Consider the following 16,817-nt stretch of genomic DNA (forward strand, 5'->3'; position numbering starts at 1 on the left):
AGACGAGATGATTTCACGTTCGACCGCCGAACGGCTGGCCCGCGCCGGGGTGGCCTGGAAACCCGCGGAGGGGGACCGGTTCCTGGTTGAGGCGCTCGACCTCGAGGACGAGGTGTTCACGCTGGCCAACATGGTCGTCGAGGCCCGTGACCACGCCACGGGGACTCTGCTGGCGTTCAACGGCACCACCGAGTGGGCGTTGGATTCTGTGCCGGCAGACAAGGCGCTGTGGCTGCCGCGCGAGGACCAGTTGCGCGAGCTGCTGGGCGGCACGTTCCGTTCGCTCGGCAGGTCACAGACAGGCGAATATGCCGTCGTGATCGAGATCCCGAGCCAGCCCGCCCGTTCCTTCATCGCCGACGATCCCGCCGAGGCATACGCCGCCGCGCTGCTGGCGCTGGTGTCGGCCGCGCGCTGACTTCTACTGGGAGCGGAGGCTGCTCCACGGGGAGCGGCCTGACCTTGGGCGGGCCCCCAGCCAGGAAGCGGGGGTCGTAGGCTGGGCGCGTGATTCCTCCAGTGGTTGACCAGGGCTGGCTCGCCGCCCATCCCGACGCGATCGTCGCAGACGTGCGCCACTACCTCGACGGGCGCTCGGGCCGCGACGCCTACGCCGCCGGCCACCTCCCCGGGGCCGTGTTCGTCGCCATGGACGACGTGTTGGCGGACCCGCCGTCGAAGGCCCGCGGGCGTCACCCGCTCCCGGACCCGGCCACCTTCGCCGAAGGCTTGGCCCACCTGGGCATCAGCGACGCGGACACGATCGTGGCCTACGACGACGCCGGCGGGGCGATGGCCGCCCGCCTGGTGTGGCTGCTGCGCATCCTCGGCCACGACGCAGCCCTCCTCGACGGGGGCATCCAGGCCTGGGACGGCCCCCTCACCTCGGAGGTGCCGAAGCGACCCCATGGGGAGTTCTCCGTGAGGTCCTGGCCGGACTCCGCCCTGGCGGACATCGAGGAGACCGCGGCGGGTGAGTTCGTCATCGACGCCCGCGGACCCGAACGCTTCCGCGGTGAAGCGGAGCATCTGGACCCCAGGGCGGGCCACATCCCCGGGGCGCGCAACTATCCGATGACCGGCAACCTCACCGACGGCTGCCGATTCAAGACCCCCGGGGAGCTGCGCGAGCGCTTTGCCGCCGTCGACGACGCAGCCGCCGTCATCTCCACCTGCGGCTCGGGCATCACCGCTTGCCACAACCTGATCGCGATGGAATACGCCGGGCTCGGGAGGGGGCGGCTCTACCCCGGCTCCTGGTCCCAGTACAGCCACACGTCCCGTCCCCTCGCGACGGGGGAGTAGCCGCCGCGGACCCAGGTCGGCCGCGGACCGCCCGGGCGCGGAGACTGCCGGAGGGTACCCTTGGTGGGTACGTCGCCTGCCCTTGGAGGATCCTCATGCCGGCACTCCGGTCCCGCACCACCACCCACGGCCGCAACATGGCCGGCGCCCGCGCCCTCTGGCGCGCCACGGGCATCACGGACTCGGACTGGGGCAAGCCGATCGTCGCCGTGGCCAACTCATTCACGCAGTTCGTGCCGGGCCACGTCCACCTCCGCGACATGGGCAAGCTGGTCTCCGAGTCCATCGCCGAGGCGGGCGGCATCGGACGCGAGTTCAACACCATCGCCGTCGACGACGGCATCGCGATGGGCCACGGGGGCATGCTCTACTCGCTGCCCAGCCGCGAGCTGATCGCCGATTCGGTGGAGTTCATGGCCAACGCGCACTGCGCGGACGCTCTGGTGTGCATCTCCAACTGCGACAAGATCACCCCCGGCATGTTCCTGGCCGCCCTCCGGCTCAACATCCCCGCAGTCTTCGTCTCCGGCGGACCCATGGAGGCCGGAAAGGCCGTCGTGAAGGAGGGCGGCGTCGTGAAGTCCCTGGACCTCGTCGACGCCATGGTCTCCGCCGTGGACCCGAGCGTCACCGACGACGAGTTGGGCCGGATCGAGGCCAACGCCTGCCCCACCTGCGGTTCCTGCTCCGGCATGTTCACCGCCAACTCCATGAACTGCCTTCTTGAGGCGGTCGGCCTCGCGCTTCCCGGCAACGGGTCGACGCTGGCCACCGCGTCGGCCCGCAAGGGCCTGTTCCAGGAGGCCGGCCGCCTCATCGTCGAGCTGTGCCGCCGCTGGTACGACGAGGAGGACGCCTCCGTCCTGCCGCTGTCGATCGCCACCAAGGCGGCCTTCTCCAACGCCATGAAGCTGGATGTGGCGATGGGCGGCTCCACCAACACGGTGCTGCACCTGCTGGCCGCCGCGCAGGAGGCGGGCGTGGACTTCACCATGGACGACATCGACGCCATCTCCCGCGCCACGCCCTGCCTGGCCAAGGTGGCGCCCAACTCGCCGAAGTACTACATGGAGGACGTGCACCGCGCCGGCGGCGTCCCCGCCATCCTCGGTGAGCTGTACCGGGGAGGCAAGCTCGACGACACGGTCTCCACGGTCCACTCCCGGACGATGCAGGACTGGCTGGGCGACTGGGACATCCGCAGCGGCAAGGCCCGCCCTGAGGCTGTCGAGCTGTTCCACGCCGCCCCCGGAGGGGTCCGCACCACCGAGGCGTTCTCTTCGACCAACCGCTGGGAGAGCCTCGACACCGACGCCGAGGGTGGCTGCATCCGCTCCGTGGAGCACCCCTACACGCTCGACGGCGGGCTCGCGGTCCTCACCGGCAACCTGGCCCCGGACGGCGCCATCGTCAAGACCGCCGGCGTGCCGGAGGCCCAGTGGGAATTCACCGGGCGCGCCGTCGTCACCGAGTCCCAGGACGACGCCGTGGAGGCCATCCTGGGCAAGCGGATCCAGCCCGGCGACATCGTCATCGTCCGGTACGAGGGTCCCAAGGGCGGCCCCGGCATGCAGGAGATGCTGTACCCCACGGCGTATCTCAAGGCGCTCGGCCTCGGACCGCAATGCGCCCTGATCACCGATGGCCGGTTCTCAGGAGGCTCCTCGGGCCTGTCCATCGGCCACGTGTCGCCTGAGGCGGCCTCGGGCGGTGCCATCGGCCTCATCGAGGACGGCGACACCATCACCATCTCCATCCCCAACCGCTCCATCACGCTCAACGTGGACGACGCCACTCTCGTTGCGCGCCGCGCCGCGCAGGACGCCGCGGGGTGGGCGCCGCAGGCCCGCGAACGCGAGGTCTCCACGGCCCTGAAGATCTACGGCATGCTGGCGCAGTCCGCGGACAAGGGCGCGGCCCGCAAGCTCTCCTGAGGGCTGTGGAGGAGAGCGCTACAGCCAGCCCTTCAGCTTGAACACCGTGTACATCCCCACGCCGGTGACCAGCATCAGCGCCAAGGCGAACGGGTAGCCCCACACCCAGGCGAGCTCCGGCATGGTGTGGAAGTTCATGCCGTAGGTGCCGGTGACCAGGCTCGGCACGAAGAGCACACCCGCCCAGGCGGCGATCCGGCGCGTCTCCTCCGCCTGCTTGAGGCTGGCGGCGGTCATGTTGCTGATCTCCTCGTTCTGCCGCTGGGCCTGGAGCGAGATGTTGAGGTCCAGCGTGCCCTTCAGGGTCTCGCGGAGGGCGTCGATCCGCTCGATCATGGCGATGGCGTGGTCCTCGATGTCGCGGAGCTCCTGGCGTCTGCGCTCGCCGGCTGAGGCGAAGACCCGATCTCCCCGGACTCCCTCGATGATCTGTTTGAGGGGCCGAACCGCGCGCTGGAAGTCGATCACCTCGCGGGAGAGCTGATAGATGCGCCGCGACACCCGCGAGCTGCCCGTGAACACCTGCGTCTCGATCTCGTCGATGTCGTTCTCGATGCCCATCGCGACGGGGGTGTAGTCGTCGACGATCCCGTCCAGCAGCCGGAGCAGCACCACGCTGGGACCTTTGGCCAGCACCGACGGCGTGCCCTCCAGTTCCTGACGGACGCGGGTGAGGTCCGGGGTCTCCGAGTGCCGCACCGTGACCACGAACCGGTCGCCGACGAAGGCGTGGACCTCACCGAAGTCCACCGTCTCGCTGCGGTCGATGTACTGCGCGGCTCTCAGGACCAGGAACAGCACGTCCTCGTAGCGCTCGAACTTGGGCCGCTGATGCGCGGTGATGGTGTCTTCCACGGCCAGGGGGCTGAGCCGGAACTCCTCGGCCAGCAGCGACATGTCGGAGTGGCGCGGGCGGTAGAGCCCCATCCAGGCGAATCCCTCGGGATGCTCGTCGAGCAGGCGGAACGCCTCCTCGAACGTGCCCGGCGTGGCGATCCGCCGACCCGACACGTAGATCCCCGCGTCGACGATGCAGCTGGCCGCCGTGCGGGGCGCAGTATCGGGGGCGACCGGCTCCGGGGTGGGTCCGTCAGGGGACGGGACGGTGGGCCGCAGGCGCAGCGAGCGCAGGAGCCGATCCGTGCGACCCTGGTCCGCCATGACGCCTCCTGCCGCAGTGGTTCAACGGGGTGAGACTACTCCGCGGGAACCGCAGCCGGGACGCGATCGCGACGGGCGAGCGCCCAGATGATCCCCGCCGCGGCCAAGGCCACGAGGGCGAGCGTCAGCGCAGGGGAGCGACCCCACAGCGCTTCGATGGCCAGCCATCCGATGAACCCCACGGTGCCGTACATGAACGCCCACAGCACGCAGCCGACGGTGACCGCGGGAAGGTAGCGCCGCAGCGGCATCTGGGCCACCCCGGCGGCGAGGTTGACCATGGTCTGGATGCCGATGGTGAGGAACGACAGCGACACCGCCGGCGCGCCCCACCTGTTGAGCCACCGTGCCCCGGTGGCGTAGTGCTTCGATTCGAGGAGCCTCTCCCACCGGCTGCGCCGGGCCCCGGCCGCCAGCGCCCGCCCCAACCAGTAGGTGCCGTTGGCGCGCAGCATCACGATCACGAAGAGCGCCAAAACCACGACGGCGAACGGTGCATCCCATGTGGTGGGATCGAACATGGTGCTCCCAGGAGAATGGCCGGCGGAGCCGCCAGTCTACCGGCTCACCGCAAGAGGGCCCCGGCCGCGACGATCACGGGCACGCTGAGCAGCATGGACCAGAGCGTCGTGGCCTGCACAAGGCGCACTCCCACCCCGTAGCGCACGGCGTGCACGAAGACCACCTGTGCCGTGGGGAGCGCCGCCAACACGACGGCGGCACGCAGCGGGGTGCCAGACAGCCCGAGGGCGAGTCCGAGCAGCAACGCCACGGCGGGGACCACGAAGGACTTGGTGAGGATCGCCGCCACCGCTCTGCGTGACAGCTGACGCGGCAGCGGGCTCGAATGCAGCGACATGCCGAACGCCAACAGCATCGCCGGGATGCCGAGATCGGCCAACAGGCCCACGGGCGCCCACACCATGGCGGGAGGCTGCAGGCCGCTGAGGTTGAGGGCCAGCCCGCCTACGCCGCCGAGGACCAGTGGATGGGTGACGAAGCTGCGCACCACGGAGCGTCCCCGCCCTGAGGGGGACGACTCCAGCACGGCCACGGCGGTCGGCTGCAGCACCAACACCTGGAGCAGCATGGCGGGCGCCGCCCACGCCGGGTCGCCCAGGACGAAGGCGGCGATGGGGATGCCGAGATTGCCCGCGTTGACGTAGCTGGTGGCGAGGTACCCCATGGTGGCTTCGGCGCGGCCCGTGCGCCACCGTCGGGCCATGACAAGCGCGAACGTGAGCCCGGTGGCGATGCAGGCCCCGCCGAACGTCACCACGTGCCATCCGAACAGGAGCTCCAGGTCAGCCTCCGCGACCGCGACCAGCACCAGGGCGGGCTGGCCCACGAAGAATGCCACGTCCCCCAGGGCCCGCTGGGCCGAGCGTCCCACCAGGCGGGCGCGTGCCAGCACGAACCCCACGGCCATCACCAGGCCGATCGTGCTGAATCCCTCGAGCGCTGCCCACATGCCGCTCAGCCTAGGCACCAGCGCGGACGCTGGTGTTTGCTAGGTTGACGCAGGAGGAGGTGGAGTGACCACCATGGCCGACTATCAGGACTTCGATTTCGACGTCACCCAGAGGCACGCCTGGGCGGAGTTCACCCTCCGCCTCGACGAGGTGCTCTCGGTGATGGACGCCAGCGCAGACCTCACCATCTCCGTGGCCAACACCGACGCCGCCGCGCTGCGCCCCGGCCTGCGTTTTTCGATGACCTCACCCCTGGTGGTGACTGCTTACGTGATCGGCGCAGACGACGGTGCGCCCTCTCCGGCGGAGGCCGCCGCCCTGCGGGAGCTGGGTTGGGGCGCGCCGGATGAGAGCTCGGACAGCTACCACACGGAGGCGGACCAGGAGTCGTCCTCCACCCTCGCGGAACTGGCCACCCAGACGCTCACGGGGGTGTTCGGGGTGCTGCACCCCGTCTTCCTCGAACCGGACCAACTCGCCGAGATCCTTCAGGGCAACACCGCATGGGCGCCGCTGTCCCCACGGAAGCTGTCGCGGGAGGAGACCGCCGTCATGCCGGGGTCGCGGGCGGAGCTGGACTCGCTGGTCGACGAGGAGCTCCGTCGGACCTACCGGCACCCCACGCTGCGCAACGAGCTGGGCGACGTGGCCATCCGCGTGGGCTCCACCATGGTGTTCCTGCGCTCCACCCCCGACGGCGCCGAGCTGGTCCTCTTCTCGGCGCTGGTCCACGACGTCACGGGCCGGTCGAGGGCCTGCGAGGTGCTCAACGACCTCAACGTCGAGTCCCGGTACGGGCGGTTCGCGCTGCACCGGGACCGGGTCTTCGTCCAGCTGTCGGTGGCGGCCCAACCCTTCGTGCCGGCTCATCTCCACCAGGCCCTCTCCGCCCTGAGTCAGATCGCCGACGGCATCGACGACGAACTGGCCACCAAGCTGGGTGGCCGCACCACGTTCTGACGGCCGCAGCCGCCTCTGGTGAGCACTAGAGTGGAGTCATGACGACGGACCCCCAGGCAGTGACCTACTTCTCCCGGCTCGACGCCGATGAGTGCTGGGCGCTGGTCTCGGACGCGGTGGTCGGGCGCGTCGCGTGGAGCTCCCCCGAGGGGATCTCCGTGGTGCCGGTCAACTTCCGTGTCGTCGAGGGCGTCATCGTCTTCCACACCACGCACGAGTCGTTCCTTGCGGGCCTGGCGGCGCCCACGGAGGTGGCCTTCCAGGTCGACGAGATCGACCAGGAGACCGCAACGGGATGGTCCGTGCTCGTGCGCGGGATCAGCGGGCCGGCGGACGCCGCGGTCTCCAGCATCAGCTGGCTCGAGGGCGGCCTGACCGTAGGGCTGGCCATCACGGCAAGCACGATCGCCGGCCGCGTCGTCTCGGGAACCTTCAAGAGTTAGGAGTCCACCATGACTGAACGCACCTCACCGCTGGTGGTGGTCGGAGTCGACGGAAGCGACGACGGTCTGCGCGCCGTCCGGTTCGGCACCGGCACCGTGCTGCGTTACGGCGGGGAACTCCTGCTCGTCAACGCTGTCGACGACACCCTGATGGCAGGCGCCTGGGGCGTGGTCTACGACCCGGAGATCCTGCAGTCCGCCGGCGCCACCGCCAACGAACAGGCCAAGGATGTCGCCATGGAGATGGGCCTCGCCGAGGACAAGATCAAGACCGAGGTGGTGATGGGCTCGCCGGGCGGCGTGATGTCGCGGCTGAGCGAGGTCGCGGACCTCGTCGTGGTGGGCCGCCGGGCCGCCACCGGCCTGGAGCGCATGTTCGTGGGCTCCACCTCCGTGGCCGTGGTGGCTAACGCGGCATGCCCGGTCGTTGTCATCTCGGCAGCGGCCCACCCGAATCCGGTGGGCGGTAAGGGAGTCGTGGGCGTGGGCCTGCAGACGGATCCCGGCTCGGAGACGATCCTCGAGGCAGGCTTCCTTCAGGCCGAGCGGCTCGGCGCGAAGCTGGAGATCGTGCACGCCGTCCAGCCCCCCGTCGGCCTGTTCGCCCGCAAGCTGAGCCCCAACCAGCTCGACGAGCAGGTGCGCTTCGCGAAGGGCGGCATCGAGGCCATCGCCAAGACTGTCGCGGAGAAGCACCCCGGCGTCGCCTACGAGGTACTCGTGGCGGCGGACAGCCCCATCAACGAGCTCGTCAGCCGCAGCGCCGGCTACGACCTGCTGGTGCTCGGGGTGGGGGAGTCCCACATTCCGGGCTTCAGCCTCGGTGGGCTGATGCGAGGGCTGATGGCCCACGCTGAATGCCCGCTCTTCATCACTCGATGACGCTGCCGCCACCCACGGACCAGCCCGTCATCGAAGTCGTCGCGTCGCTGCCGATCGCGGCGGAGGCCGAACGCATCGCGGGGCTCATCCGCGACCATCAGGTGGTGGTGGTGGCCGGGGAGACCGGCTCCGGCAAGACCACTCAGCTGCCCAAGATCTGCCTCCTGGCGGGGAGGGAGCGGATCGCCCACACCCAGCCGAGGCGGATCGCGGCCCGCACCGTGGCGCAGCGGATCGCGGTGGAGTGCGGCGTCGAGCTGGGCGATTTCGTCGGCTACCAGGTGCGTTTCACCCGGAAGGTGACGGCGCAGACCAGGGTCAAGGTGATGACCGACGGCATCCTGCTCTCCGAGCTCACCCACGACCGCCTCCTCAGTCGCTACGACACGATCATCATCGACGAGGCCCACGAGCGCAGCCTCAACATCGACTTCCTGCTCGGCTACCTCAAGCAGCTGCTGCCGCGGCGGCCCGAGCTGAGAATCATCGTGACCTCGGCCACCATCGACACGGCCCGCTTCTCGGAGCATTTCGACGGCGCGCCCGTGGTCGAGGTGTCGGGGCGCACCTTCCCCGTCGAGACGCGCTACCGGCCGCTCGAGGAGGACCAGGACGAGATCGACGCGATCGCCTCCGCTGTGGAGGAGATCGTCACCGAGTCCGCGGTGGGCGACATCCTCGTCTTCCTCAGTGGGGAGCGGGAGATCCGCGACACCGCCGAGGCCATCGACAAGCTGGGCACCGGCCTCGACGTGTTGCCGCTGTACGCCCGGCTCTCGTCCGCCGAGCAGCAGCGCGTGTTCCACCCGCACAGCGGCCGGCGGGTGGTGCTCGCCACCAATGTGGCCGAGACCTCCATCACGGTGCCCGGTATCCGCTACGTGGTCGACGTCGGCACGGCCCGCATCTCGCGCTACTCCGCGCGCACGAAGGTTCAGCGGCTGCCCATCGAGCCGGTCTCGCAGGCCTCCGCCAACCAGCGCGCCGGCCGCTGCGGTCGCCTCGGCCCGGGCATCGCGATCAGGCTCTACAGCGAGGAGGACTACGAGTCGAGGCCGCTGTACTCGGAACCGGAGATCCTGCGCACCAACCTCGCCACCGTCATCCTCCTCATGGCGCAGGCCGGTCTGGGCGATGTCGAGTCGTTCCCGTTCGTCGAGGCGCCGGTGGTCTCCCAGATCAACGACGGTGTTCGGGTGCTCACCGAACTGGGCGCGCTCCATCCCCGCAAACGTCACGACCACGTCCGGCTCACCCGCACCGGACGCATGCTGGCCCGGCTGCCGGTGGACCCGCGCCTGGGCAGGATGCTGATCGAGGGGTCCAGGCGCCACACCCTCGGCACGGTCCTCGTGGTGGTGGCCGGTCTGACGGTCCCGGACGTCCGTGAGCGTCCCGCGGCCTTCCAGGCGCAGGCGGACCAGTCCCACCGTCGTTTCTGGGGCGTCGAGGACGCCGCCCAGCCGGCCACGGACGGCGCGCCCCTGCGCCACACCGCCCACAGCGGCACCCGCAAGGACAGCCCCGCCAAGCCCACCCTGGAGGGCGGCGACTTCGAGGTGCTGCTCAACATCTGGACCTATTTGAGAAAGCGTCGCCACGAGCTCTCCGGCAACGCGTTCCGGCGGATGTGCCGCGAGGAGTACCTCAGCTTCATCCGGTTCCGCGAATGGGAGGATCTGGTCTCGCAGCTGCGGGAGGCCGTCAAGGAGCTGGACCTGGACGCCTCAGGCCGGGGCCCGATGCCGGACGTGCTCACCTGCCTGCTGACCGGGCTGTTGTCCAACGTGGGGCTGGTGGAGCAGGAGAAGGCCAAGCCGCAGCCGGGCAAGCGCCGCCCGCTCACGCTGTATCAGGGCGCACGGGGGGCGCGGTTCGCCATCCAGCCCGGCTCGTCGCTGGCCCGCTCCACCCCGGCGCTGGTGATGGCCTTCGAGTTGGTGGAGACGTCTCAGCTCTGGGCGCGCACGGTGGCGGAGGTGCGGCCGGAGTGGATCGAGGAGGTGGGCGGGCACGTGCTCACCCGCACCCTGTCCGAGCCCCGATGGTCCTCTCGCTCCGCGAGCGTGGTGGCCAGCGAGCGGGTGACGCTGTTCGGGGTGCCGATCGTCGCGGGCCGTCGCGCGGACTACGCCTCCGAGCACCCGGTCGAGGCGCGTGAGATCTTCCTGCGCAGCGCCCTGGTCGAGGGGGACTGGGAGACGCGCCAGCCGCTGGTGGCGGCCAACAGGGCAGTCCTGGACGAGGCCACGAAGATGACCGACAGGATGCGGCGCCCGGACCTCCTCATCTCCGACGAGGCGCTCTACGAGTTCTACGACGCCCGCATCCCGCCAGACGTGGTCTCGGGCGCCACGCTGGACAAGTGGCTGCGCGGGATCCCGCGCGAGCAGTGGCCCACCCTCATGATCGACGACGCGGTGGTGGACGCCACCCAGCTTCGGCCATCGGACTTCCCGGACAGGTGGACCGTCGGTCAGCACAAGCTACCCATCCAGTACGTCTTCGATCCGGGAGCAGGCGGCGACGGTGTCACCATCACCGTGCGGCTGGAGCTCCTCAACCAGCTCGACGGCGCCCGCTTCAGCTGGCAGGTCTCCGGACTGAGAAGGGAGCTGGCCACCGAGCTGATCCGCTCCCTGCCCAAGGCCCTGCGGACCAGTTTCGTGCCCGCCCCGGACTTCGCGGCCAAGGCGCTGGCCTGGCTCGCCGGGCGCGAGGAGGTCGGACAGGGGAGCTTCACCGACGCGCTCGGGCGGGCCCTCACCGCCCTCACGGGCACCGTCGTCGACGGCGCGAACTTCCACCCGGAGCTGCTCGGCAGCCACCTGCGCCCCACGTTCGTGGTGATCGACAACGGCCGCGAGGTCACCCGCGGCGACGACCTGGACGCGTTGGCGGCCCGGCTGGCACCGAAGGTCGCGGCCAAGCTGACCGCCTCCGCGGGGGAGCGGGCCAGCACCGGCCAGCGGGCCTGGACCTTCGGGGCCATCTCCAAGGAGACCGCCGTGGGGAGGGGGGTGGTGGGGTACCCGGCCCTCGTCGATGAGGGCACCACCGTGGGGCTGCAGGTCCTGGACTCCCCGCAGAAGGCCGCACGCTCGCACACGCTGGGCGTCCGCCGGCTCCTCACCCTCACCAATCCTGACCCCACGAAGTGGGTGGTGGGACACCTGGGCAGGCAGGAGAAGCTGTCCCTGGCGGACTCGGCCTACCCGACGGTGCCCGAGCTTCTCGCCGACGCCTGGTTGAAGGCGGGGGAACAGCTCGCCGCGGAGCAGGGCCCCATCGTCGAGGTCCGGACCGAGGCGGACTACGCGCGGGTCGCCTTGGCTGTGCGTCAGGAGTGCCCCGGGCGCACCCGCCAGGTGGTCTCCACCGCAGCGCAGGCCTTGGCTGCGGCCACGCAGGCCCGGCTGCTGCTGCCAGGTTTCCCTGAGCAGGCCCCGGTGCGCCGCGATGTCGCCGCGCAGCTGGACAACCTCCTGTTCAACCGCTTCATCTCAGCCACACCGGACCCATGGTTTGCCCACCTTCCCCGCTACGCGCAGGCCGCGGTCGCCAGGCTGCGCGCGGCGGCCGAGCAACCGGAGCGCGACGCCCGGCTCCAGGCGGAGATCGACGAGGTGGAGGACGCCTACGCCGAGCTGACCGACTCCCTGCCCAGCGGCCCGCTGCCCCCGGCCGTCGAGGAGATCGCCTTCCTCCTGGAGGAGTTCCGGGTGAGCCTGTTCGCGCAGCAGCTGCGCACCGCGGTGCCCGTCTCCGCCAAACGCATCAGACAGGCCATCCGCCAGGCCCGATGAGTGGCACTCACGACTCCTGGCGGCCCCAGAATCCCTCACTTGAGAACAGGCCTTCCACTATTGCGTCGAGAAGACCGGCCTCGAAGACCACATCCAGGACCGTGTAGCGCTTCCGAATGGTCTGGGCGCGAAGGTACGTCTGGCGAAAGCGATCCCAGTCCAGGCCGATGTCTGCAGGATGAGCCGGCGCTCCGGCTGCCCTGAGCCGACGCTGCAACTCGTCAGCTGGCAGAAGTTGCTCGCGCAGCCGTGGCACGATCCGGTCCCAGCTCTCGACCAGCTTGATCAGCCGGGCCCTCAACTCGACCGGTGAGATCCACTTGGAGAGCGTCTGTTCCACCGTTTCGTCGACCAGTTTCGGGTTCGGGTTCAAGGTCCGCACGTACTCTTCGAGGTCACCGTGCGAACGCCACGCCGCCACCGCCGAGTCCACATCGAACTGTGACATGTCGAATCTGAGCAGCTCCTCGTAGAGGGCCGCGATCGCCACGGTTCCCAGGCCGACCTTGAAGCCGTGCGACAGCCGCGGCACCTGGTCGACGCCGTGCCCCTCCATCTCCCACAGATGGCTGAACTGGTGTTCGGCGCCGGAGGCCGGCCGTGAGGACTGGTGCGCCTGCATCGCAAGCCCGGACATGATCAGCCCCTCAGCCAGGCGGCCAACGGCGTCCGGTTCACCCATGGCCAGCGCCGCCGGTTGGGCGACGGCTGTTCGGAGGCTGCCCTGGACCTTCTCCCAGACAGCGGGATCAATCTGCTCAACCTCGAGGGCGTCGGCCAGAATCCAGTCTGCTCCCGAGGTCACCTTTCCCAGCAGGTCGCCGTAGCCAGAGGCCGTCATGACGCGGGGCGCCGCCGCCATGACGTCCAGATCGGCGATGCACGCTTGGGGCGCGGGGCAGGCCAGGGTCTGCTTGAACCCGTCGACGGCGATCGACGCGCCGAAGGCCGTGTACCCGTCCATCGACGCCGCGGTGCCGACGATGATGTAGCCACGCTGGAGCTCGAAAGTGGCCCGCTTCACGATGTCGTTGAGGGTTCCTGCACCCACCGCGATCGGAACCGCATCGACCTCGGCAAGACGGCCACGCAGGGCGGCGATGTTCTCATACTGGGCATAGAGCTCGGGCTCACCGGGGAACACGTGGGGTTCACGGCAGTCGATCCCGGATTTGGCGAGCACGCGAGCGACGGCTTCGCCGGCCACAGACATTGTCCGCTCGTCTGCGATGATGACGGCCGCACGTCCAGGGAAGAGGTCGGTGAAGACCTCCGCCACGCGGTCGATTGCGTTCGCGCCCAGAACGACACGCTTGGTGTCGTCAGCGTCAGCGAGGGCAGCCTGGATCAGATCGGACATGTGTTTCTCCTCTACTTCGAAGCTTCGTGGTCGACGACCTGGTGGGTGAGGTCGGCCAGTTGGGGGTACGACTCGCAATACCGGTCGACGTAGAACTGGTACTCCTCGTGACGCTCAAGGTCCGGCTCCAACCGTTCGACCTCGTGCACCATGTGATCGGACGCGTCCTGGATGTCGCGGTAGATCCCAGCGCCGACGGCGGCCAGCATGCACGTGCCAAGGACCACAGCGTCGCCGACCTCCGTGAGGGTGACCGGCACGCCGGTCACGTCCGCGTGCATCTGCATCCACTCCCGCGAGTTCGTGGCCCCGCCGCACGCGACGATCTCCGACACCTCGAATCCCTGGCTCTTCATGGCCCGAAGGTTGTGCGCCGTGCCGTAACACACCGACTCCTGGATGGCGTGGTAGAAGTGGGCCGGTGTGTGGTGCAGGGAGAGTCCCCACACGATGCCGCGTGCCTTCGAGTCCGTGTACGGGGTGCGGTTGCCCTGGAAGTACTCATTGATGATGAGCCCGTCAGAGCCAATAGGGATGTCGCGGGACTTGCGGTTGAGGATGTCGTAGGCGTTGAGACCGCTGGTCTCCGCGGCGGCGACCACGTCCTTTGCGAAGTTGTCCTTGAACCACTTCAACACAGAGCCGGTGGAGACCTGACCTCCTTCGACCGTGTATTGGCCCTTGATGACCCCATCGGTGTAGGCGCCGAAGAAGCCGGCCCCGTGGATCTCGGTGTCTGTCTGGCCGGTCAGCACATGGGACGATCCGGTGATCAGCGCCATCTTGCCCGGCGTCACCACGCCCAAGCCGATCTGGCCGGCCCAGGCGTCCGCCGGACCTTGCGCGACGGGGATCCCGGGCACGAGGCCGAGCGCCGAGGCGGCTGCGGGGGTGAGGCCTCCGACCGGAGTGCCGAGGTCAAGCACGCGATCCGGAATCTTGTCGAAGACATCCCCGCATCCGATGGTGTCGTAGAAGTCCTCAGGCCATCCGTTGTGAGCGCGGTTGTGGTACATGCGCAGGGCTGCGGAGTTGATGTTGACGCTCCACTCGCCTGTCAACTTGTGCGTGACCCAATCGGGTGCGTCTACCAAGCGGTGGGCCGCCCGGTAGATCTCCGGCTCGTTCTCCTTGATCCAGGCTGCCTTGAACGGGTACCACTCTGCGGTGGCCGGGGCTGTGCCCGCCCCGTTGTATAGACGGGCCACGGAGTCGGACAACTCTGCGCGGGCTGCCTGCTCAGTAGCGCGGACGTCCATCCACATGATCGCGGGCCGCAGCGCATCTCCGCGGGCGTCCATCGCCACCACGGTCATGGTGGTGGCGTCACAGGAGATGCCCGCGATGGATGCGGCCGGGATCCCGGAGTTGGCGAGCGCCTTTCGGGAGGATGCCTGAAGGGCCTCCCACCAGACATCGGGGTGCTGCTCAGCCCATCCCGGGCGGGGATGGTGGGTTCGGTAGGCGGTCGCGGCGAACGTCACGGGCCGCCCCGCCAGGTCGAAGATGGCGACCCGGCAGCTTTCGGTGCCGAAGTCGATACCCATCAGGTAGGGGCCGTCAGTGCTCATGGTCAAGAACCTTCCTCGTTGAGTGTTCAGGGTCAGTTGTGGTCGTTGTCCTCGGTCCACCCGAGCTCATCCCAGAGTTGGGCTGGAATGAGTCGGTCGATGCGGTCCAGGACGTAGGTGGGTCGTGTCGTCAAGGGGAGTGCCGCGACATCGTCGGCCGTGGCCTCTCCCGTCAGTACAAGGGCTGAGGGCATGCCGGCATCAAGGGCCATCTGGATGTCGGTGCCGAGTCGGTCGCCCACCATCACGGCGTCGGACAGGTCGACTCGCAGCCCGGCCATCGCCTCGTGCAGCATGATGGGCGACGGCTTGCCGAGGCTGACGGCGCATGTCACCCCGGTGCAGGCCTCGATGGCCGCCGTGATCGCGGCGCAATCGGGCTCCCCGCGTCCCTCGGGAAACGGACAGTACCGATCGGGGTTTGTCTGGATGAGGAAGGCGCGTTTGTGGTACCAGATGGCGTCGAACGCGATCTGGAGCTTGCGGTAGTCGAACGATCGATCGTAGGAGGCGATCACGATGTCGATCTCGGCTGGGTCTTCACTCAGCCGAAATCCCGCCTCCAACAGCGCTGCCCTCAGCGGCTCCTCACCGATACAGAAGAGAACGGCGAAGGGATGGTTCTCGGTCAACCAGCGGACCGTGGTGATCACCGTGTTGGCGATATCCTCGAGGGGTGTCTGGAGCCCGAGCCGGGCAAGCTTGCGCTGGTATTGCGTCGGGTCCTTCGTCGGATTGTTCGAGAGGAAACGAACCGGGATGCTTCGTCGACGTAGCTCACGGATCATCCGTGCGGCACCTGGCAGCAGGTGATCGCCGAGATAGATGGTCCCGTCGAGATCGAAGATGTAGGCACCCTTCAATGTCGTCGGAGTGGTGACACCTGTTGGCACTTCGGCCATGACTCTTTCCCCGTTCCGCTCAGCTGAAGATGCTGGCGAGCGTCAGCACGATCGTCGTGGAGACCCAGATCGCCATGGCGGGAGGGTCAATGTGGGTCGTGCCACGGACGTGCACGAGATTGGATTGGAACTCGGCGAGAAACGCCGACAGCATGCCGAACAGCGCTGCGACAAGCAGTGCGGCCACGGCAATCCAGCTGAGGCTCTCGCCCCACTCACCCCACTCGAATCCGGCACCGGCGAGGATGGGCATGAACCTCACTGCGGCGAGGCCACCGATGATGGTGATGTGGTGCTGTACCGGCATCTCGTGTCCCAGGATCAGAAACAGGATCACCACTGCCGAGAATCCGAAGGCGAAGGTGTGGGCCCATGCCTCTGCGCCGGGGAAGAACGTGGCCAGGGCGATGGACGAGCCCCCGCCCAGGATGCCGAAGAAGGCTCCGATCGTCAGGTACTGCGAGGGACGCTGCTGCCATTTCAGCCAGAAGTGCTCGTCGTTGGAGGCGATCCTTCCCCACAGGCCGGACGCGGTCCGGTTCATGCCTTCGGGGTTCACCAGGCTGCCGCCGCCGAAGATGAGACGAGCCGTGACGGCCGACACGACGACGGTCAATGCGACCGAGTCCGTGTGGGTGCCGAACCATGGCAGCTTGGAGATGCCGATCTGGGTGAGGTAGCCCAGAAGGCCGAAGGCCGCCCCCACCAGGAGCACGCTGGGTCGACCCAGGCGGGCAAGCGGTTCGGAGACGTCCCGGCCGTTGGCGTATCCGCGCTTGTGCGCGAAGGCCGCTGCGGCGACGCCACCGGCAAATGCGATGTGCGGACCCATGAATGGCCCGAAGGCGAGGAAGTCAAAGCCTGCGCCAGAACCCGTGGCGGCGAACAGGCCCCATGCGACGAAGACGCAGATACCAGTAACGGCGAACGCGTAGTTGGCCCCGATGGCCGCGCCGGCGAAACCTCCGGCGAGGGCGACCACCAGTCCGAGGAGGAAGACCCCCAGAGTTGCAGTGAACAT

Annotated in this window: 14 protein-coding genes; 7 read left to right on the top strand and 7 right to left on the bottom strand. The window is 68.8% G+C overall.

Annotated features, from left to right (window positions below):
- Positions 1 to 7: 7 nt before the first annotated feature.
- From ACZK39_RS03610 to ilvD, 3 genes are all read left to right on the top strand, one after another.
- Complete coding sequence (locus ACZK39_RS03610) at positions 8 to 418, top strand: pilus assembly protein CpaE (protein ID WP_463612547.1); 411 nt, start codon at positions 8 to 10, stop codon at positions 416 to 418.
- A gap of 89 nt (positions 419 to 507) precedes the next feature.
- Positions 508 to 1,305: a sulfurtransferase gene (locus tag ACZK39_RS03615; RefSeq protein WP_463612548.1), complete on the top strand. Its 798-nt coding sequence runs from the start codon at positions 508 to 510 to the stop codon at positions 1,303 to 1,305.
- A 95-nt stretch (positions 1,306 to 1,400) separates the two neighbouring features.
- A complete protein-coding gene (gene ilvD, locus ACZK39_RS03620; protein ID WP_463612549.1) occupies positions 1,401 to 3,239 on the top strand; it encodes a dihydroxy-acid dehydratase in 1,839 nt (612 codons plus the stop codon).
- An 18-nt stretch (positions 3,240 to 3,257) separates the two neighbouring features.
- Here ilvD and ACZK39_RS03625 read toward each other — a convergent pair whose 3' ends face one another.
- The 3 genes from ACZK39_RS03625 to ACZK39_RS03635 are packed head-to-tail and all read right to left on the bottom strand — an operon-like array spanning position 3,258 to position 5,871.
- On the bottom strand, positions 3,258 to 4,400 hold the full coding sequence (locus ACZK39_RS03625; protein WP_463612550.1) for a magnesium and cobalt transport protein CorA: 1,143 nt from the start codon (positions 4,398 to 4,400) through the stop codon (positions 3,258 to 3,260).
- Positions 4,401 to 4,435: 35 nt separating this feature from the next.
- Positions 4,436 to 4,921: a DedA family protein gene (locus ACZK39_RS03630; RefSeq protein ID WP_463612551.1), complete on the bottom strand. Its 486-nt coding sequence runs from the start codon at positions 4,919 to 4,921 to the stop codon at positions 4,436 to 4,438.
- A 44-nt stretch (positions 4,922 to 4,965) separates the two neighbouring features.
- On the bottom strand, positions 4,966 to 5,871 hold the full coding sequence (locus ACZK39_RS03635; protein ID WP_463612552.1) for an AEC family transporter: 906 nt from the start codon (positions 5,869 to 5,871) through the stop codon (positions 4,966 to 4,968).
- Between the two features lie 73 nt (positions 5,872 to 5,944).
- Between ACZK39_RS03635 and ACZK39_RS03640 the strand changes: the two genes are divergently transcribed.
- The 4 genes from ACZK39_RS03640 to hrpA are packed head-to-tail and all read left to right on the top strand — an operon-like array spanning position 5,945 to position 11,963.
- A complete protein-coding gene (locus ACZK39_RS03640) occupies positions 5,945 to 6,832 on the top strand; it encodes a T3SS (YopN, CesT) and YbjN peptide-binding chaperone 1 (RefSeq protein ID WP_182784371.1) in 888 nt (295 codons plus the stop codon).
- Positions 6,833 to 6,870: 38 nt separating this feature from the next.
- Entirely contained in the window at positions 6,871 to 7,275 is a 405-nt protein-coding gene (locus ACZK39_RS03645) for a pyridoxamine 5'-phosphate oxidase family protein (protein ID WP_182784232.1), read from the top strand.
- Between the two features lie 9 nt (positions 7,276 to 7,284).
- The gene (locus ACZK39_RS03650) at positions 7,285 to 8,157 is read left to right on the top strand and encodes a universal stress protein (protein WP_463612553.1); all 873 of its coding nucleotides are present in this window, start codon (positions 7,285 to 7,287) and stop codon (positions 8,155 to 8,157) included.
- The gene (gene hrpA, locus ACZK39_RS03655) at positions 8,154 to 11,963 is read left to right on the top strand and encodes an ATP-dependent RNA helicase HrpA (RefSeq protein WP_463612554.1); all 3,810 of its coding nucleotides are present in this window, start codon (positions 8,154 to 8,156) and stop codon (positions 11,961 to 11,963) included. The genes ACZK39_RS03650 and hrpA overlap by 4 nt, the downstream gene beginning before the upstream one ends.
- Before the next feature lie 7 nt (positions 11,964 to 11,970).
- On the opposite strand, the gene ACZK39_RS03660 is transcribed toward hrpA, so the two are convergent.
- From ACZK39_RS03660 to ACZK39_RS03675, 4 genes are read right to left on the bottom strand one after another with little or no spacing between them, the layout of a single operon-like run.
- Entirely contained in the window at positions 11,971 to 13,323 is a 1,353-nt protein-coding gene (locus tag ACZK39_RS03660) for a sn-glycerol-1-phosphate dehydrogenase (RefSeq protein ID WP_459054559.1), read from the bottom strand.
- Between the two features lie 11 nt (positions 13,324 to 13,334).
- The gene (locus ACZK39_RS03665) at positions 13,335 to 14,894 is read right to left on the bottom strand and encodes an FGGY-family carbohydrate kinase (RefSeq protein ID WP_463612555.1); all 1,560 of its coding nucleotides are present in this window, start codon (positions 14,892 to 14,894) and stop codon (positions 13,335 to 13,337) included.
- A 32-nt stretch (positions 14,895 to 14,926) separates the two neighbouring features.
- Positions 14,927 to 15,796: an HAD-IIA family hydrolase gene (locus tag ACZK39_RS03670; RefSeq protein ID WP_459054557.1), complete on the bottom strand. Its 870-nt coding sequence runs from the start codon at positions 15,794 to 15,796 to the stop codon at positions 14,927 to 14,929.
- Positions 15,797 to 15,815: 19 nt separating this feature from the next.
- A complete protein-coding gene (locus ACZK39_RS03675) occupies positions 15,816 to 16,817 on the bottom strand; it encodes a DUF7973 family transport facilitator (RefSeq protein ID WP_459054556.1) in 1,002 nt (333 codons plus the stop codon).

The organism is Tessaracoccus luoxuelianae (genome assembly GCF_055326245.1).